Source organism: Actinomycetota bacterium (assembly GCA_040881665.1).
Lineage (GTDB): Bacteria > Actinomycetota > UBA4738 > UBA4738 > HRBIN12 > JBBDWR01.
In genome coordinates, this window is record JBBECT010000004.1 from 780858 (window position 1) to 798344 (window position 17487).

Annotated in this window: 17 protein-coding genes and 3 tRNA genes; 8 read left to right on the plus strand and 12 right to left on the minus strand. The window is 67.4% G+C overall.

The genetic code is table 11. The features are described from left to right. Positions 1 to 13: 13 nt before the first annotated feature. A complete protein-coding gene (locus tag WEF05_04725; protein MEX1101199.1) occupies positions 14 to 406 on the minus strand; it encodes a hypothetical protein in 393 nt (130 codons plus the stop codon). A 245-nt stretch (positions 407 to 651) separates the two neighbouring features. Here WEF05_04725 and WEF05_04730 point away from each other — a divergent pair, with 245 nt between their 5' ends. Then, positions 652 to 2490, plus strand: coding sequence for a glycoside hydrolase family 15 protein (locus WEF05_04730; protein ID MEX1101200.1), 1839 nt, complete (start codon positions 652 to 654; stop codon positions 2488 to 2490). Positions 2491 to 2509: 19 nt separating this feature from the next. Further along, positions 2510 to 3931: an MFS transporter gene (locus WEF05_04735; GenBank protein ID MEX1101201.1), complete on the plus strand. Its 1422-nt coding sequence runs from the start codon at positions 2510 to 2512 to the stop codon at positions 3929 to 3931. A gap of 167 nt (positions 3932 to 4098) precedes the next feature. On the opposite strand, the gene WEF05_04740 is transcribed toward WEF05_04735, so the two are convergent. Next, positions 4099 to 5298: a DUF5050 domain-containing protein gene (locus WEF05_04740; protein ID MEX1101202.1), complete on the minus strand. Its 1200-nt coding sequence runs from the start codon at positions 5296 to 5298 to the stop codon at positions 4099 to 4101. Positions 5299 to 5794: 496 nt separating this feature from the next. Between WEF05_04740 and WEF05_04745 the strand changes: the two genes are divergently transcribed. Continuing rightward, positions 5795 to 6277 (plus strand): hypothetical protein, encoded by a 483-nt coding sequence (locus tag WEF05_04745; protein MEX1101203.1) that lies wholly within the window; start codon positions 5795 to 5797, stop codon positions 6275 to 6277. Between the two features lie 151 nt (positions 6278 to 6428). Here the strand turns inward: WEF05_04745 and WEF05_04750 are convergent, their stop codons facing one another. The 4 genes from WEF05_04750 to WEF05_04765 form a co-directional block, all read right to left on the minus strand. Further along, positions 6429 to 7388, minus strand: coding sequence for a metallophosphoesterase (locus WEF05_04750; protein ID MEX1101204.1), 960 nt, complete (start codon positions 7386 to 7388; stop codon positions 6429 to 6431). 343 nt (positions 7389 to 7731) lie between these two features. Further along, on the minus strand, positions 7732 to 9060 hold the full coding sequence (locus WEF05_04755) for an alkaline phosphatase (protein ID MEX1101205.1): 1329 nt from the start codon (positions 9058 to 9060) through the stop codon (positions 7732 to 7734). A 359-nt stretch (positions 9061 to 9419) separates the two neighbouring features. Beyond that, positions 9420 to 9495: transfer RNA gene (locus WEF05_04760), tRNA-Asp, on the minus strand. Between the two features lie 21 nt (positions 9496 to 9516). Further along, positions 9517 to 9589, minus strand: a tRNA-Glu gene (locus WEF05_04765). Between the two features lie 120 nt (positions 9590 to 9709). Between WEF05_04765 and WEF05_04770 the strand changes: the two genes are divergently transcribed. Beyond that, positions 9710 to 9877 carry a hypothetical protein gene (locus WEF05_04770; GenBank protein ID MEX1101206.1) on the plus strand — a complete coding sequence of 56 codons (168 nt, stop codon included), beginning with the start codon at positions 9710 to 9712 and terminating at the stop codon, positions 9875 to 9877. On the opposite strand, the gene WEF05_04775 is transcribed toward WEF05_04770, so the two are convergent. After that, positions 9838 to 10242, minus strand: coding sequence for a DUF192 domain-containing protein (locus WEF05_04775; GenBank protein MEX1101207.1), 405 nt, complete (start codon positions 10240 to 10242; stop codon positions 9838 to 9840). The two genes, WEF05_04770 and WEF05_04775, sit on opposite strands and share 40 nt — an antisense overlap. A gap of 40 nt (positions 10243 to 10282) precedes the next feature. Continuing rightward, a complete protein-coding gene (locus WEF05_04780; GenBank protein ID MEX1101208.1) occupies positions 10283 to 10720 on the minus strand; it encodes a VOC family protein in 438 nt (145 codons plus the stop codon). Between the two features lie 157 nt (positions 10721 to 10877). On the opposite strand from WEF05_04780, the gene WEF05_04785 reads away from it, so the two are divergent. From WEF05_04785 to WEF05_04795, 3 genes are all read left to right on the plus strand, one after another. Beyond that, complete coding sequence (locus WEF05_04785; GenBank protein MEX1101209.1) at positions 10878 to 11306, plus strand: hypothetical protein; 429 nt, start codon at positions 10878 to 10880, stop codon at positions 11304 to 11306. A gap of 80 nt (positions 11307 to 11386) precedes the next feature. Then, complete coding sequence (locus WEF05_04790) at positions 11387 to 12274, plus strand: EamA family transporter (GenBank protein ID MEX1101210.1); 888 nt, start codon at positions 11387 to 11389, stop codon at positions 12272 to 12274. 49 nt (positions 12275 to 12323) lie between these two features. Continuing rightward, positions 12324 to 12875, plus strand: a complete 552-nt coding sequence (locus tag WEF05_04795) for a hypothetical protein (protein ID MEX1101211.1) — start codon at positions 12324 to 12326, stop codon at positions 12873 to 12875. A 47-nt stretch (positions 12876 to 12922) separates the two neighbouring features. On the opposite strand, the gene WEF05_04800 is transcribed toward WEF05_04795, so the two are convergent. After that, positions 12923 to 14491: a sulfatase gene (locus tag WEF05_04800; protein MEX1101212.1), complete on the minus strand. Its 1569-nt coding sequence runs from the start codon at positions 14489 to 14491 to the stop codon at positions 12923 to 12925. A 248-nt stretch (positions 14492 to 14739) separates the two neighbouring features. Between WEF05_04800 and WEF05_04805 the strand changes: the two genes are divergently transcribed. Continuing rightward, positions 14740 to 15405, plus strand: a complete 666-nt coding sequence (locus WEF05_04805; protein ID MEX1101213.1) for a hypothetical protein — start codon at positions 14740 to 14742, stop codon at positions 15403 to 15405. Positions 15406 to 15571: 166 nt separating this feature from the next. Here WEF05_04805 and WEF05_04810 read toward each other — a convergent pair. The 3 genes from WEF05_04810 to WEF05_04820 all read right to left on the minus strand — a co-directional run bounded on the left by WEF05_04810 (position 15572) and on the right by WEF05_04820 (position 17473). Beyond that, positions 15572 to 15646: transfer RNA gene (locus WEF05_04810), tRNA-Lys, on the minus strand. A gap of 10 nt (positions 15647 to 15656) precedes the next feature. Continuing rightward, complete coding sequence (locus WEF05_04815; GenBank protein ID MEX1101214.1) at positions 15657 to 15824, minus strand: VOC family protein; 168 nt, start codon at positions 15822 to 15824, stop codon at positions 15657 to 15659. An 11-nt stretch (positions 15825 to 15835) separates the two neighbouring features. Next, positions 15836 to 17473, minus strand: coding sequence for an NAD+ synthase (locus WEF05_04820; GenBank protein MEX1101215.1), 1638 nt, complete (start codon positions 17471 to 17473; stop codon positions 15836 to 15838). Positions 17474 to 17487: the final 14 nt, after the last annotated feature.

Genomic DNA, 17487 nt, shown 5'->3' on the forward strand with positions numbered 1-17487 from the left:
TGCGAGGTTGTATCTAGTCGATCTCGGCCGGCCGATACACACACAGCGCCCAGATGACCGCGATGTCGAGGGCGATCAGCAGGATCGACCACCAAGGTTGCACCGGGATGTGCATGAAGTTCACGAACGCCTGCGCGCCGACGACGATGATGCCGACCGCGCGGGCCCAGGTCTGCCCGGCGAGCAATCCCAGTCCGACCAGCACGACGATGGTGCCCCAGAGTAGGTGGAGCCATCCCCAGCTCGAGGTGCTGAGCTCCAACGTGTAGTTAGGCGTCGCGAGGAAGACCGGATCGTCGAGGATGGCGATCAAACCCATGAACGCCTGGAAGGCACCTACGAGGATCATGACCGTCGCGGCGAACAACACCCAACCCGCGCCGCGCTGGTTCCCTGAAGCTGCCATCTGAAGAACCTCCCTCCACGTGGCCGTCGTCGGCCTCGGGAGCAGACTACGCGTACCCGTAGAGGATTTTCGCTTATTGACTAGCGGACTCCGTCCGGGACCAGCCGGATAGTCGGCATCCTCACGGTAAGGGTACGCTGCGTTCTGCTGCCCGCCGTTCCCGACACACAGCCGGTTCGGCGGTCACTGACGCGGCTTCGTTGGAATCGCTTGTCGGCGGATGGTCGGAGGAGGAGGAGGGCTCGATGCGAGCGTACCCCGCGATCTCGGATCACGGACTGATCGGCGACCTGCAGACGGCGGCCCTGGTCGCGACCGACGGCACGATCGACTGGTTCTGTACGCCGCGTTTCGATTCTCCGAGCGTGTTCGCATCGCTATTGGATCAGGAGCGGGGAGGCCGGTTCCGGATCGCGCCCTCGAACGACGAGTTCGTGACAAAGCAACTCTACTTCCCCGACACGGCCATCTTGATCACGAGGTTCATGACGCCGGACGGCGTGGGTGAGGTCCTCGACTTCATGCCCATCTCGCATCCCGAGCGACCGACCGACCTTCATCGCATCGTGAGGCTCGTGCGCGTCGTCCGAGGGGAGATGGAGTTCGTGCTCGAGTGCGAGCCCCGACTCGACTACGGTCGCGTGTCCCATCACGTCGAGGAGACGGACCGAGGGGTCATCTTCCGCGCCGGGGAGCAGGAGCTCTCGCTCCGCGGCACCGTGCCGCTCGAGGTCGTCGGCAGTGACGCCCGTGCGACGTGGCGTGGCACACCGGACCAGGTCGGCGGGGTGGTCCTGGAATCGGTCGTTGGGGAGCTTCCGAGACTCGAGCCGAGCGAAGTGCTGGACATGTTCAATGCGACCGTGCGGTTCTGGCGTGAGTGGCTCGGACGCTCGACGTACCGTGGTCGCTGGCAGGAGGCCGTTCACCGTTCGGCGATGACGCTCAAGCTGATGACGTACGCGCCGACGGGAGCGCTCGTCGCAGCACCGACGACGAGCCTCCCGGAGCAGGTCGGCGGCGAACGGAACTGGGACTACCGCTTCACGTGGGTGCGCGACGGCTCGTTCTCCGTGTACGCCCTCCTCGGACTGGGATACACCGACGAGGCGGCGGCGTTCGGTCGGTGGTTGGTCGACCGTGCAAGCGATCGAGCCGGCGACGCCGCGGGGCCGCTGAAGATCATGTACAGGATCGACGGATCGCCCGATCTGCAGGAGGAGGTGCTGGACCACCTCGAGGGGTACCGCGGTTCGGGGCCGGTGCGGATCGGGAACGGTGCTTCCGACCAGCTTCAGCTCGACATCTACGGCGAGGCGATCGATTCGGTCGATCTCGCCGACCGCCGCGGCATCGTTCCGACCCACCAGGGATGGACGCAACTGGCGCGCGTCCTTGACTGGTTGTGCGACAACTGGGATCGAACCGACGAAGGCATCTGGGAGACGCGCGGAGGCCAGAAGGACTTCGTGTACGGCCGGGTGATGTCGTGGGTGGCGATGGACCGAGGCCTGCGCCTATCGGAACGTCGGGGGCGGCCTGCGGACGTCGAGCGGTGGAGGAGGACGCGGGACCAGATCTACGGCCAGGTGATGGAGAAGGGCTGGAGTAAGGAGCGAGCGGCTTTCGTGCAGCACTACGGATCCGACGTAGTCGATGCGTCGAACCTCCTCATGCCGCTCGTCGGGTTCATCGCTCCACGCGATCCGATGTGGTTGTCGACGCTCGATGCGATCGACGAAGAGCTCGTCTCGGACAGCCTCGTGTACCGCTACGACCCGAGCGCTTCACCGGACGGTCTGCGGGGGTCGGAGGGCACGTTCTCCATCTGCACGTTCTGGTACGTCGACGCGCTCGCCCGCTCGGGCCGACTCGAGCAGGCGCGACTCACGTTCGAGAAGATGCTCACGTACGGGAACCACCTCGGGCTGTATTCGGAGGAGATAGGCCCGACCGGCGAGCAGCTCGGGAACTTCCCGCAGGCGTTCACACATCTATCGCTGATCAATGCTGCGATGAACCTGGATTTTCAACTCGACCACGGTCCAGGCTGGGTCGACTTGGTCTCCCCGCCGCGTCGATAGGTCACGAGGAGCGCGAACCGTGACGGAAGGCCCTGTCGTGCCGGCAGCATCGACGGTCTCGCCACGACGACTCTTGGCTCCGCTCGCCCTGGCGCAGTTCATCTGCAGCTTCGCGGGCTCGAACATGAACGTGATGATCAACGACATCACGCATGACCTCGACACGACCGTGAAGGGTGTGCAGGCGACGATCACGCTGTTCCTGCTAACGATGGCCGTCCTCATGATCCCGTGCAGCAAGCTGACCGATCGGTGGGGACGCAAGCGATGCTTCATCGGAGGCCTCGCTCTCTACGGCGTCGGGGCGCTCCTCAGCGCGGTGTCACCCGGCCTCGGAGTGCTGATCCTCGGGAACTCCATCCTCGAAGGCGTTGGTACGGCGCTGTTGATTCCGCCCGTCTACATCCTCGCGACGCTGGCGTTCACCGATTTTGCATCACGTGCCCGGGCGTTCGGCGTGATCAGTGGTATGGGAGGGATCGGTGCAGCGGCGGGTCCTCTGATCGGTGGCGTGATCACGACGGCGATCAGCTGGCGAGCAGCGTTCATCTTCCAGGCCCTCGTCATCGTGGTCATCGTCCTTCTGAGCCGTCGTCGAGTGGTCGACCCGCTGGCGCCGGACCCGACCCGCCCCTTCGACGCGAAAGGAGCGCTGCTGTCGTCGGTCGGAATGTTCTTCGTGGTGTTCGGGATCCTCCAGGCCGACACGAATGCTGTGCTCATGGCGGTGTTGTTGACCGCTGGGGTCGCCATCCTGGTCGGTTTCTTCCTCTACATCCGCTCCAGGGAGCGCGCCGGGAAGGAAGCGCTCTTGTCTATGGGCCTGTTCAAGAACCGCACCTCGAACCTCGCCCTCGTCACGCAGAACCTCCAGTGGCTGCTGCTGATGGGAACGTCGTTCGTCGTCGCCGTCTTCCTGCAGACCGTTCGTGGGTACAACGCCATCGAGACAGGTGTCATCTTCACCGCGGCGACGCTCGGCGTGCTCGTCTCATCACTCGCGGCCGAACGTCTCGCCAAGAAGTATCCGCAGAAGACCCTTATATGGGTGGGCTTCGTCGTCACGGTGACGGGGATCGGGGTGCTGCTCGCCCTCGTCGGCGCTTCGTCCCGAGTGATCGCGTTCGCGCCCGGACTCCTGATGATCGGTTTGGGTTTGGGGGTGATGCTGACCCCGTCGGTCAATGTCGTGCAGTCCAGCTTCCCTGAGGAGCTGCAAGGTGAGATCTCGGGTCTGTCGCGCAGCGTGTCGAACCTGGGCTCGTCCTTCGGCACAGCGATCGCCGGCACGATCTTGGTGTCCGGTGTGGCAGCGGGAAATGGGTCCTACGTGCTCGCGATGATCACGCTCGCGGCGCTCGGCCTTGTCGGCCTCTTTGCCGCCCTTCGGCTTCCGGCTGCATCCGTGCCCGGGTCGACGGATCGTGGAGCGACACCCTGATTGCAAGTCCTCGGCTCAGCGACGGAGGGACAAGGAGGAGTACTGCAGCCGGACGTCAAGATTCTCGGATCCCGTTACCGGGGTGCTGTCTCTGTGGCTAGCTGTTCTACGCAGTGAGGGTGTGGCAGCCGAGGGCTCGCGCACCGGTTGGGTCGTCCGTCCTCGGTCTACGGGCAGTTCGCGCTCAGATCCTTGAGGTCGCGGATGCACCGGTCGATCTCGGCCCCACCGTTGATCGAATCGTTCCCCCTCACGCCGTCGAGCGAACTTAGCCGGTCGTTGCCCGGGCCACCCCGGTGGACGTCCTCGCCTGCTCCTCCGACGACCGTGTCCTCCCCGTCCCCGCCCCACAGCGAGTCGTTTCCCGACCCGCCGAAGATGGCATCGAAGCCGCCGCCGCCCTCGATGACGTCGCCGCCGCCGAGGCCGCAGATGAGGTCCGCTCCGCCGGTTCCGACCAGCGTGTCCGGGCCATCGGTTCCCATGAGCGTGCATTCCGGTTGCCAGTCCGGTGACCCGTCGGACGCGGGATCCGACGTCAGGTTCGTCTGCTCGGAGCCATCGGCGTTCATCGCGTAGATCTCGTGGTCGCCGTCGCGAGCGCTCGTGAAGGCGATCTGAGTACCATCGGGAGAGAAGGAAGGCGCGAAATCCCCGGTGTCATTCGTCGTCAGTCTCGTCTGCTCGGATCCATCCGCGTTCATCACGTAGATCTCGTCGTTGGCGTCGCGATTGCTGTTGAAGGCGATCCGCGTCCCGTCGGGGGAGAACGAGGGGTTGAAGCTCGACGATTGCGCGTTCGACGTGAGCCTCCTCGGCTCCGTGCCGTTCGCCTTCATGGAGAAGATCGCGAAGAAGCCAGGCCTGCCGCTCTCGAACACGATCCTCCTGCCGGACCAGGAGGGGTTCCCGTCCTCCGCGGGGTGCGTCGTCAGACGGGTCAGGCCGGTGCCGTCCACATCGATCGAGAAGATATCGGCGTTGCCAGCCTCGGGGATGCGAACAAAGGCGACTTTGGTGCCGTCGGGCGACCAGGTGGGGGCGGCGTCGAAAGCGGCACCCCTCGTGAGGATGCTCTGATCGGATCCGTCAGCGTTCATCGTGTAGAGCTTGAAGTGGCCGTTGCGGTCGCTCCGGAACACGATCTTCGAGCCGTCTGGGGACCAGACAGGCGCGTCGTTGAAGGCGAGGAAATCGGAGAGGTTCGTCGGATTGGAGCCGTCGGATTCCATTGAATAGATCTCGCCGCCGGCCCGGAACGCGATCTTCCCGTTCGATCCGGGGTACGAGGACCCGGCCGGCTGCCCCAGCAGGAGCATCCAGCAAAGGGCCGCAGCGAGCACTCCGATGCCGCGTCGGATCCGCAAATCAGGGTTCCTCTCTCCCTGGTCGATACGGTGCGAGGCTCGCCGGGCTCCGCTGTTGATCCCTCGACGATGGCTCGTCCGCCAGGGCGGGCATTCGCACGGATAGTCTCAGATCCCGTCCGCGGAGTCGAGACGACCGTGCCGGGTGTCCTGGCCTTCGCCCTGGCACCTGGCTCTCGCGCAGCGGGCCGCCAGTCAGCAGGACCAGTCAGCAGGAAGGGAGTTGGCGCGGGCGTTGACGCTGGTCGCGAGCAAGATCGCCGAGATGATCTGGGTGCCCGCGATCACGACGATCGCGATCGGCAGGACGGTCACAGGTCCACGAACCTCGTCCTTTCTGGTCCCCGACCGCTCGGCGGCCCCATGCGGAGCGGGTCCGGGTGGCAAGAGCAGTCGGCGGGTGGGTGGTTCGCCGTCGTGGCGAGCAGGCCGCCTGGACCGACCGATCGGCCCCCAGGCCGCTAGGCTCGGGGTCCTCAATCGAAGGAGGAAGCCGATGTCGTCGAGAACCGACTACACCGAGGAAGAGTGGGCCGCCCTGCGCCGCGCCCCGCTCGTGGCCGGGATGGGCATCTCACTCGCCGACCCCGGCGGCCCGATCGAGGCCACGAAGGAGACCTTGGCGGCGATGAAGGCCGTCTCCGCACCCGGCAGCGACGACGAGCTGCTCGTCGCCGTGTCGCAGGACGCCATGGCGATGAGCCAACAGCGGCAGAACCCCCTGGGCGACTTCAAGCTGCTCGGGGAGACTGCCGGTCAGCAGGTGCTGGACGAGATGCGCAAGGTCAACGGCATCCTCGCCGCGAAGGCGACCCCCGAGGAGACGGCGGCGTTCCGAAGCTGGCTCATGAGCGCCGCCCAAGCCGCCGCCGACGCCGCCAAAGAGGGCGGCTTCATGGGCTTCGGCGCCGAACGGGTAAGCGCCGGGGAGAAGACGATGCTCGACCAGCTGGCTGACGCCATGGGCGCGAAAGCCTAGGGCCGTCCGCTAGGCCTTATCACTCGTGAGGCCCAGCGCGCCGATCGGGCCCTGCGCCGCGGCGCGTCCGCTTCGCCCGCCACCGGGCCCCCGGAGGATCCACGTGAAGCCGACGGCGATGTGCCCGGAGGAGACACGGGGCGAACGACGACTAGTGACAGTCGGCCGAGCCCTGGTCGATGAAGTCGGGCTGGCCCCGCGCCGAGGTCCACCGGAAGTCCCACCCGCCGGTACGCAGGCGCAACTGCAGGAACCCGAACGCGTCGGCTTGGCCGCGGACGAAGATCTCGGGCCGGGTGTGGAAGTTGCCGAACTCGTTCAGGTTCCTCCCGCCGGTGCCCACGACGTACTGGGTGATCCCTCGTTGCGGATCGAACCGTCCGCGAGGGTCGGCCGGCATCCACCGTGAGTAGTTGTGGTTGTGCCCAGCGAGCAGGACATCCGCGTCGTTCCTATACAGCAGCTTGTACAGCGGAGCCGACCGTCGGAGCTCGTAGTCGTCGGTCCAGTCCGCGTTCTGGTACTTCAGCCAGTCCCAGCGCGGGTGGTGCCAGTAGGCGAGGGTGCATGCGGACGGATGGGCGGCCAGATCGGCCTCGAGCCACTCGTACTGCGCCGAGCCCGGCCGGCAGTCAACCCCGCCCGCGCTGCAGATCGTCGAGTCGAGCGAGACCACGTGCCAGCTCCCGAGGTCGTAGGAGTAGTACGGACCGGGTGCGCGATCGTCGAAGTACCGGAAGTACCCCGCCGCGTCGGCCGTCCCGTACTCGTGGTTCCCCGTGGCCGGCGACGTGATGTCCAGCAGGCGGCCGAAGTACACGTCGTAGTTCTCGACGAAGTTCACGTACTCCCCGTACTCGTACTGGATGTCGCCGAGCGGCAGGAACCGGTCGTAGTCGCGTGCGGCGATCGATGCGGCGACGTCGTCGTACTGGCACACGCTGGGGTTGTTGCCTGGCGGGTTCTTGCATGCGATGTCCCCGACCGCGGCGATCTTCGGCGCAGGGGAATCGCCACGCTGCGCCGAGTTCGCGAGCGGTGCGGATACGAGCAGGGAACAGATGAGCGCGACGCACAGGAGCGCAACGCCGAGTCCGAGCTTGCGATGCAATCGAGGCCTCCGGGGGGATCGATATTCCGTCGCGGCGGACCCTAGCCGGACGCCGTGCTCCCGGTCAACGGTGCGGTTCCGGTCAACGGGATCGTTCCTGGAACGGATCGGTGCTCGTGACTACGGCTCGTCGCGGGGAAACCGCACCTCCGCCGCGGCGATCCGTGCGCGGCGGGACAGCTGGGGCGCAAAGGGTCGTGTCTCGCCGAGTTCTGGTCGAGCCCTCTCCGGCTGGGGGATCCGTCGCAACGGGGCTGGGCCTCGGGAGGGAGTCACAACCGCGGCACGCGAAGCACGCCGGCGAGCTGACCGCCGGCGTGCTCGCGTTCGATGACGTCGTCGATCAGGGCACGTACGACAGGAGGTTCTGTCCTACGCGCTCGTTCGCATACGCCGTTCCCGCGAAGTCACCCGATCTCGGCCCCCACGCGTAGATCGGCACCGGGGCGCCGGTGTGGTCGCCCTCATCGGTGCCGCTCAACTCCCATCCGACCTTGAAGCGGGCGGCGAGCACGTCCGCGATACCCATCTCCTTGTTCGCTGCGATGAGGTTGCGCTCCGCGTTCGTGAGGTTGGTGATGCCGGCGTAGGTTGCGAGCGTCGCATCGATCGACGCCCCGTGCTTGATCGCCCCCCACATCCACTCCGTCGAGGCGGTCTGGCCACGGAGCCCGGCCGCGTTCGTCTTGTTGTTGACGACCAGGCCGCCCGTCTCGTGATCCGCCGTCACCACGATCAGGGTGTCGCTGCGGTTCTTGGCCCAGTCGTACGCCGCCTTGATGGCGGTGTCGAAGGCGAGCATCTCCGCCGCGGTCCACGCGCCGTCACGCGAGTGGCCCGCCCAGTCGATCTGTCCAGCCTCCACCATCAGGAAGAAGCCGTCGGGATCGGCCGACAGTACCTCGATCGCCGCTCTCGTCCCATCCGCGATCGTTGGGTGCTTGCCGACGGCGCCCTCTTCCTCGCGGTCGATCGCATACGCCATGGTCTGCGTGCCGATCAGCCCGTACATGGGCCCGGCGCCCGGACCGGCCGCATATGCGTTCAGCTCGCTCACGTTGTTCACGTACGTGACGCCGGGCTGGTTCTCGAGGGGAGCCACCGCTCCGCCTCCGCGCCCTCCGAGCAGGAACTCGGTGCCCTGCTCGTGCATCTGCCGGGCGACCTCTTCATCCTCCCCCCGGTCGGTCACGTGCGCGGCGAAGGCGCCGGCAGTGGCGTCGGGCAGGTCGCCGGTGCTGAACAGGCCGGTCGCCTTGCCTCGATCCTCGGAGCGTTCCAGGACCGACTCGACAGCCGTCGGTTCGGGCTCGGTCGGGATCATCGACAACCACCCGTTGTTGGTCTCGTGTCCCGTCGCCAGCGCCGTCGCGCCCGCGGCCGAGTCGGTCACACCCTCCAACGAATCGGTGTTCAAGGACCCGACCGCACCCCAGGGGATGCCGTCGATGAACAGGGCCGAGCCCTTCACGCGGCGCCCGATCTCAACCTGTTCTGGGCCCATGCCGTCGCCGATGAACAGGATGACGTTCTTCGGGTTGGCGCTCGGCTGCGGTTTCGGTGGCTTGCCGGCCGCGGGCGAGGACGTGAGGGCGAGCGCGAGCGCGCTCGTGGTCGTTACAGCAGCGATGGTGGTGACGAACCGCTTCCGCCTGCCTTCGACGTGTGCCATCGAGTGATCTCCTCCCCTGTCGGATGCGCCCTGTCGGATGCGACAGGACCGTACGACAGAGAGGCCTCTGCGGTCAACGGTTAACAGTCTGCAGCGCCCGCGCACAACTCACTGGCGTCCGCGGTATCCCACGCTCGTGGAATGATGATCGACCCGTCGGTCAGCTCCGGACGAGGCAGCTCAAGCGCATCCCGCTGGGTCCACGGGATGGGTCTAGAAGCCCGAAGGCGGTTCCTCGTTATCGCGATCGGAGCGAGGAGCGAGAGGTCGCATCCTCGTGCCGGGGTGGAACGCTCGCGAACTCGAACGCGGGAGAGAACGACACGTTCATGGCCTACCGGCCATGAACGTGTACTGAGCGCGCCCGACGGGCTTCGATCCCGCGATTTCCGCCTTGACAGGGCGGTGAGGACGGCCAGACTCCTCTACGGGCGCATGTTCTGTCGTTGTTGTCCGTGCCCCCAACGGGGTTCGAACCCGTGTCTCCGCCTTGAAAGGGCGACATCCTAGGCCACTGGACGATGGGGGCAGAAGACTGCTCCGACGGCCCCGGGCCCGGGGGCAGCCGACCGAGTATAGACCTTGGACCCTTGGCCTCCCCGTGCCCGCGTCGGGTCAAGGGGGGTCGGCTCGTGTCGATGACCCGAGCATGCGCGCGCTGCTGGAGTTCCTGGGCCTGGTCGAGCCCGAACGTGGACGGCGTGATCCGGTGGCGCTCCCGGCCTGGACGCCGGCCGTCCTTCTCGGCGTGGCGCTGGTTCTCGCGCTGCTCGCGGCCTACTGGGTGCGCGGGCTCGTGCTGCTGCTATTCCCGTAGCCGGCGGTCGCGTGCCGGTCGGACCAGGGAGCGACGCCTTCGACCGCATCGAGCGCCGAACCGTCGGGCAGCTCGACGGACGGCGCACACTCGAGCACGTGGCGCGCGCCGGGTGCCGACCACGCGATCCGCCCCGGAGCCAGCTCGCGCGTGCGCACGACCACGCCGCCGTCGTCGAGCCACGCGGCGAGGATCGGGAACCGCATGCCCACCGTGTGGATCGAGCGCGCGCCGGGGATCAGCAGGGCATGGTCCGGGGCCAGGCGATCGCGACCGAGGAGACCACGTGTGCGTTCGCGCGGGGTCGTGGCCACGGCCACGCGGAGCCGGGAACCACCCGGGGTGCGGAGGACGATCCGTTCCATCGGACGACCCTACGCGCGGCCACCGACACGCCCGATCCGGTCAGGGGATCGTGAGCTGTCCCTGTTCGTCTAGAGGGAAGCCGGGGTTGTAGGCGACCTCCCAAGCGTGGCCGTCCGGGTCGGCGAAGTACCCGGAGAACCCGTCGAACTCGGGCGCGTGGTGACCGGGTCGGATGATGCTCCCGCCGGCGCGTTCCGCGGTCGCGAGAGCCTCGGTCGCTTCCTCGGCGCTGCGCTCGTTGATCGCGAGCGTCACGCCGCCGAACGCGCCGCGAGCCGCGCCGGCCAGTCCCGCGTCGGCCGCGAGAGCATCGGAGCCGAACAGCCCGAGGTAGGTCCCGCCGGTGTCGAACCACACGATCGTTCCCTCGATCGAGGACGAGCAGCGACGCCATCCGAGGGCTGCGTAGAAGGCGGTCGACCGCGCGAGGTCGGCGACCCCGAGGGTGACGATGTTGATGCGTGCCGGAACACTCATCCGAACCCCTCCTGTCGGACCGGCTGCGAGCCCGATCGGCCTGCGGCGCCGACCGTAGGCTAGCCCGAGTCGACGACAGGACACGCAGCGCGACCTCCCCCGGGAGCCGCTCGGCCCATGCTATGAACAGGCAGGATCCGAGCCCGAAGGGGGAGACATGTCCGTGTCCGTTGCTCGCCGTCCCGGTGTCGTCACGTTCATCGGGATCATCCTCTATATCCAGGCGATCCTCGCCGTGGTTGCAGGGGTGGTCATGCTCGCGTTCAAGGATCGCATCAGCGACGCGCTCGAGCAGGGCGCCACCGCGTTGTCGAACGACTCGGTGCTCGTGTCGGGCATCGTGGAGCTGGTCGTCGCTGTCCTGCTGTTCGCGGTCGCGGCCGGGATCATGCGCGGGAGCCGCGGCTGGCGGGCCTTCGTCGGCGTTGTCGAGGCGGTCCGGATGGCGTCCGCGCTGTTCCTGATGATCTGGCACCACTCCGGTGGGATCGTCACGTCCGGTTTCGTCACGATCTTGATCGGTGTGTTCGTCCTGTGGGCTCTGTACGTGCACCCGGCCTCCGAGGAGTACTTCGAAAGCTCGTAGCGGTTCCGGCACCATCCGAGGGCCCGGAGCGCTCATGTGCTCCGGGCCTTCGTGCGTTCCGGACCGGGTAGCCTGCCGCGATGCTCCCGTTGCTGCTCGCGCTCGGCTCGGGACTGGCCTGGGGGTCGGCCGACTTCGTCGGCGGCCTGATGACCAAGCGTCTGGCTCCGACCACCGTGCTGGTCGTCTCGCAGACGGCGGGTCTCGCCTTCATGGTCGCGCTCGTCGTCGCGCTCGGCGAGCCGATGCCCGAGACGCACTTCCTCGCGTACGGCCTGATCGCGGGGCTCGCGGGGGCGGTCGGGCTCGCGGCGCTGTACAAGGGACTGGCGGTCGGACGGATGAGCATCGTCGCCCCGATCGCGGCGCTGTCGGGCGCGGTTCCGGTGGCGGCCGGGTTCCTGCAGGGGGAGCGCCCTGCGGGACTGCAGCTCGCGGGGATGGCGCTGGCGGGAGCCGGCGTGCTCCTTGCGGCGCGCGCTTCCGAGCCCGATGTCGCGACGCCCGGCGGGGCGGGTCCGGCGGTCGTCGCGGATGGAGCCGTACCGCGGAAGGGGGTCTCGGGGGTCGCGTATGGGCTGACCGCGGCACTGTTCCTCGGGCTGCTCGTGACCTTCCTCGATGCCTCCGGCGAGGGGAACCCCTACTGGGCGTCGTTCATGGTGCGCTGTGCATCGGTGCCGCTGTTCGCGATCGCGTGGTTCCTGCGGCGGGAACGAGGCCGCAGGCCGACGGTGCGGGAGCTGTGGGTCCTGGCGGTCGTCGGTCTGTTCGACAACGGCGCGAACGTGACGTTCGCGATCGCCGCGAGTCAGGGATTGCTCGCCGTCGTGTCGGTCCTCGGCTCGCTGTATCCCGTGTCGACGGTGCTCCTCGCGCGGTTCGTGTTGCACGAGCGGCTCGCGCCGCTACAGACGGCCGGTGTCGCGAGCGCGTTCGCCGGCGTCGCGCTGATCGCCTTGGGGTAGCCGGGTGTGGTAGCGGCGCGTAGGGTTGCGCTCCGAGGGGGTGGGCGGAGTGGAGCGGGTTGCAGCGCCGGGTGTTCGACGGGCCGGGGCGGTCGTCGCCGGCGTGGTGGTGCTCGGCGCCTTCGGGGCCGCCGCATGCGGGCTCGCGGTGCCGGGCGTGCCGCGACCGCTCGTTCCTGGTTCCTCCTCGTCTCCCGCGGACGAGACTGTCCAGGACTGTCGTCGTGAGAAGGCGGAGCTGTACGCGATCTTCCGGCGCGCCTCGCGCGTGGCGTCCTCGACCGTCGACCCGGCGGATCCACTCCGCAGGAACATCCGTGCTCTGGCCCGCGAGGAGCGGGAGCTCGCGGTCCTCGTCCGTCGTCTCGGCCGGGTCGAGGTCGGTCCCCGGCTCCAGGGGATCCTCGAGCTCGAGCGGTCGTGGCTCGGTCTGCTCCACGAGAGCGCCGAGGGATTCCTCGCGGCGTATCGAAGTCCCGGGGGAGGGGGCTATGTCCGGGCGCTCCGGCTCCACGGACGTGCGAACGAGCTACACACCCGGCTGAACCAAGAGCTTCCGTTCTTCGACCCGTGGACCTGCGCGGCCGAGGCCGGAGCATAGTGCGATCGACAGCGTTCCGGATCGCCTCGCGGCCTTCCCGGAAGAGTTCACGCGGGGAACCCGGGGATGTCGGCGAACGGACAGGTTTCGGACGCTCGCTGGCGGAGTTGTGTTAGCACGTTGCCACCCGTTCCGATCGCATTGCGGAGTTGGGCGGGATCTGTGCGCAGGTTGTAGAACTCCTCCTCGCCCGTCGCGTACCGGACGTAGATGCGCTCGCTGCGGTGTCGGATCGCGAAGTACGAGGGTGCGTCCGGCTTTTCGAATCGGAACTCCACGTGCTCGATCAGGAACTCGTTGCGCAGCTGCTCACTCGGGTCGTCGAAGGTCGGGATCAGGGAACGGCCGTCGACGACCTGCGACATGTGTGTCCCCGCGAGGTCGGCGAGCGTCGGTGCGACATCGATATTGAGCGCGAGCGCTGAGGTCCGTTGCGCCGGTGCGATCCCCGCATCCCAACGGACGACCATCGGGACGCGGATCGTCTCTTCGTAGGGAGCGAGCTTGTAGGTCCATCGATGTTCCCCGAGGCTCTGGCCGTTGTCCGAGGTGAACACGATGACGGTGTCGTGGAGCCGACCGCTCGCGTCCAGGGCGGCCAGGAGCTTGGCCACCGCTTCGTCCACCGCTTCCAGGGATTCGAGACGCATCCGACTGATTCGCTTGAAACGCCGTGCTGAGGTGGATGGGAAGCGAGGCAGCTCGCGGATGTAGCCGGGCTTGTCGGCGACATTCGCCTCGTTGTACGCGTCACCCAGCGCGACCGGAAGGTCCGCGAAGATGCCTTCGTGGCGTAGGGCCGGCGTGCTCACTCCGTGTGGGGCATACGTGGCGAGGAGGAGAAAGAGCGGGGCATCGGCCGGCGCCACTTCGACGAATGCGATCGCTCGTTGGGCAAGGACATCCGTGGAGTAGTCGCCCGCCTCGCCCGCGTGGGCTTCCATCGTCGGAGCGACGGCATCGGCGGTGTCGGTGTCGACGACGAGCTCGTAGTCGAAGTATCGGCCGTTGACTTCGTTGAAGGCGACCCAGGAGTCCCAACCGGCGGGCACCGGCGTGTCAACCGCGTTGTTCAGGTACTTGCCGACTAGGCCCGTGTGGTAGCCGGCATCGTCGAGCACCGCGGCGATCGTCCTCGACTCGTTCCCATTGCTCAGGAACGCTGGATAGCCGCCCAATTCCCCTCCCTCGTCTCCATTCGTCCACACGCCGGTGTGGTGGGAGTACAGACCGGTCAACAGCGATGCGCGGGCCGGGCAGCACAGCGGATTCGTGTTGAAGGCGCGCTCGAAGAGCAGACCGCGATCCACGAGCTCGGTTCTGACGGTGTCCATCTCGCGGAGCTCGTCCGCCCGTTGGTCGTCGGTCAGGATCACGACGATGTTCGGTCCTGCGGACTCCTGCGTCGGCGACGGCGAGGGGTCGGTCGGCGACGGCGAGGGGTCGGTCGGCGACGGCGAGGGGTCGAGGCCCAGTTGCGCGGGCTGCGGGGCGGCGGTCGCGGAGGAGCGATCGATCCGCGGCCCGACGGGCCAGGCGGCGGTCGCCGCGACGCCGAGCACGATCGACAGGGACGTGACGATGCCTGTGCGTCCCCAACCGCGGGGTGCCGACACGCGACTTCCCCCCGCGGGCAGCAGCGAACCGAAGGGTCGACCGTAGCATGGAAGTGGAACCGAGCGGAGGGCCCTGTTGTGCGAGCTGACCTTTGGATCCGAGCCGGGACGTTCAGCCTTCGGGCTGCGGGGCGGCGGAAGCCCTCGGTCGAGCTCTGGGAACCTAATGGGTTCCGAGCAGTCGAGGATTGTTTGTTGACGAGGCCAGACGCCCGGGTTGTGCTCTGCGCCATCGCGACCATATGGTGATGCAGCTGCCTATCCCGATGACTAGGCCGCCGCTGAGGCGGTCAGACTGGACTGCGAAGGAGATTGCCATGAGATGGATCACCGCGTCGATCGTGCTGGCGCTGATGACTCTCGGCGTGGCACCCGCACATGCCAACTCGCCTACCGGTCTCGAAACGGTGCAAGACGCCGACGACGTCGGCGAGAAGATGGTCGTCGATCTCAAGATGGTCCAGAGTCAGGTGTTCGGAATCGATGAGCCTGAAGGAACCTCTGCGTTCACCATCGAGGCGTGGGACGAGTTCTTCTTCACCGAGCTGTCCAGGACCGGGAAGAACAGGCTGGAGGTCCTCTTGCAGTTGACGAATCAACATCCCGGACCCGACTTCGTCTTCAAGGTCTACGACGACGGGGACTTTGGATTGCGATGGCAGGCGGTTGACCTCGTGACGGGTCTTACGGTCACGAACGGAGACACGATCCACTCTCCTGGCGATCCCTTTTCGCTCATCGACTCGTTCTCCATCGTCTACGACAACTCCATCATCCCCAAGGGAGACGGCTCGATCTTCAAGTGGAAGGTTCGGTCCGAACGGTACAGGAGACCTGCTGTGAATCCAGATCCGATCAATGTGGACCTCGCACCCGACCAGGGGTGGGCTTTCCAGAACGGCGTGGTGAACTAGGGACGAGACATCGGGCCCGTAGGAATGACCACCGTCGGGCGATCGAGGGGACGCGAAAAAGACCCGGCCGGTGCGTCTCTAAGCGCGGCCTTCCGCTCCTTACCGCCGCCGACCGCCGGTCAGCAGTTCTGCTGCGACGGAGGCGGAAACGCCTCCTTCAGTGGGGTGGGCCGGGCGGGATTCGAACCCACGACACGAGGGTTAAAAGCCCCCTGCTCTGACCAGGCTGAGCTACCGGCCCCGGGAGGAGTCTAGAGAGCTAGGACTTCGTCTCGCTGATCTCCAGCAGGTGGCCGTCGGGGTCTCGGAGGCTCGGCGCCGAGCACGTCGCGGTAGAAGCGGGTCGAGCGCTCGAGGTCGCGTACCACGTACAGGTGCGTCACCTCGAGACCCTCGGGAGGGAACGTTCCGTCGGGCATCTGCGTCCTCCTCAGCGGTACCGGTTCGTGATCGGCATCCGCCGATCGCGTCCGAACGCCTTCGGCGTGATCTTGATGCCCGGCGGCGACTGGCGGCGCTTGTACTCGGCGCGGTCGATCATCGCGATCACGCGATCGACCAGCGCGGGGTCGGCTCCCTGCGCGACGAGATCCTCCGGACTCCCGTCGTCTTCGACGTAGGCCTCGATGATCGGGTCGAGTTCCTCGTACGGCGGCAGGGAGTCGCTGTCCCGCTGGTTCGGGCGCAGTTCCGCCGAGGGCGGCTTGTCGAGCACGCGATCGGGGATCGGCGGCTCTCCGCCCGAGCCCGTCGCCTGTGCGTTGCGCCACCGACTCAGCTCGTAGACGAGGGTCTTCGGCACGTCCTTGATCGGTGCGAACCCGCCGGCCATGTCCCCGTACAAGGTGGAGTAGCCGACGGCGTACTCGGACTTGTTCCCGGTCGCGAGAACGAGGTCGCCGAACCGGTTCGAGATCGCGAACAGCAGGTTGCCGCGGATCCGCGCCTGGAGGTTCTCCTCCGCGAGCCCCGGTTCCGTTCCTTCGAACACGTCGGCGAGCGCCCGGCGGTAGGCGTCGAAGGTCTCGTCGATGCGGACCTCGTCGAGACGGATACCCAGGCGGCGAGCGACCTCCACCGCGTCCTCGATGCTGTGATCGCTCGAGTACGGGGAGGGCATCGCGAGCGCTCGAACGGCCGAAGCTCCGAGGGCGTCCCTGGCGAGCACGGCCACGAGCGACGAGTCGATCCCGCCCGACAGACCCAGGACGACCTCGCGGAACCCGTTCTTGCGCGCGTAGTCGCCGAGCCCGAGAACCAGGGCCCGATAGACCTCCTCGACGTCACCCGGCCACGCGGGGCGGGGCGGCTCGAGCGTGCGTGCCCGATCGTCGTCGCCGACCGGCAGATCGACGACGAGCAGATCCTCCTCGAACATCGCCGCGCGCCAGACGGGCTCCCCCGAAGGCGAAACGACCATGCTCCCGCCGTCGAACACCAGCTCGTCCTGACCGCCGACCGCGTTCACGTAGACGAACCACGACCCGGTCTCGCGGGCTCGCGCGGCGGCGATGCCGAGTCGCTCGTCGCTCTTGCCCCGGTGGTACGGAGACCCGTTGATGTTGACCACGACCGGTACGCCGGCGGACGCATACCCATCGAAGGGGAGGCCGGGCGCCCACGCGTCCTCGCACACGGAGACGCCGAACCCCACGTCCCCGGCGACGTCGACCGTGCCCGCGTCGCCGGGGGTGAAGTACCGTCGTTCGTCGAACACCCCGTAGTTCGGCAGTCGGATCTTCCGGTACCGGCTCCGAACCGTCCCTCCCGCGAGAACGGCGGCGGCATTGTGCAGGCCCCGGTCCGAGCGGTCCACGAACCCCGTCACGACCACGGGGCCATCGGCGACCTGCTTCGCGAGCCGGTCGAGCGCCTCGAGCTGGTCGTCGACGAACGCGCGACGCAGCACGAGATCCTCGGGCGGGTAGCCGGTCACGGCGAGCTCGGGGAAGCAGACGAGATCGGCGTCCGCGTCGGCGGAACGAGCGGTCCACTCGGTCATGCGCGCCACGTTCCCGTCGAGATCGCCGACGGTGGTGTTCAACTGGCCGAGCGCGATGCGAGGCACGTCCCCAGCCTACG

Coding starts and splice junctions, on each gene's coding strand:
- WEF05_04780 (MEX1101208.1), bottom strand. CDS start 10,720: ATGAGTGTTCCGGCACGCATCAACATCGTCACCCTCGGGGTCGCCGAC.
- WEF05_04815 (MEX1101214.1), bottom strand. CDS start 15,824: ATGCCCGACGGAACGTTCCCTCCCGAGGGTCTCGAGGTGACGCACCTG.
- WEF05_04755 (MEX1101205.1), bottom strand. CDS start 9,060: ATGGCACACGTCGAAGGCAGGCGGAAGCGGTTCGTCACCACCATCGCT.
- WEF05_04805 (MEX1101213.1), top strand. CDS start 14,740: ATGCAGCTGCCTATCCCGATGACTAGGCCGCCGCTGAGGCGGTCAGAC.
- WEF05_04790 (MEX1101210.1), top strand. CDS start 11,387: ATGCTCCCGTTGCTGCTCGCGCTCGGCTCGGGACTGGCCTGGGGGTCG.
- WEF05_04745 (MEX1101203.1), top strand. CDS start 5,795: ATGTCGTCGAGAACCGACTACACCGAGGAAGAGTGGGCCGCCCTGCGC.
- WEF05_04775 (MEX1101207.1), bottom strand. CDS start 10,242: ATGGAACGGATCGTCCTCCGCACCCCGGGTGGTTCCCGGCTCCGCGTG.
- WEF05_04725 (MEX1101199.1), bottom strand. CDS start 406: ATGGCAGCTTCAGGGAACCAGCGCGGCGCGGGTTGGGTGTTGTTCGCC.
- WEF05_04785 (MEX1101209.1), top strand. CDS start 10,878: ATGTCCGTGTCCGTTGCTCGCCGTCCCGGTGTCGTCACGTTCATCGGG.
- WEF05_04770 (MEX1101206.1), top strand. CDS start 9,710: ATGCGCGCGCTGCTGGAGTTCCTGGGCCTGGTCGAGCCCGAACGTGGA.
- WEF05_04730 (MEX1101200.1), top strand. CDS start 652: ATGCGAGCGTACCCCGCGATCTCGGATCACGGACTGATCGGCGACCTG.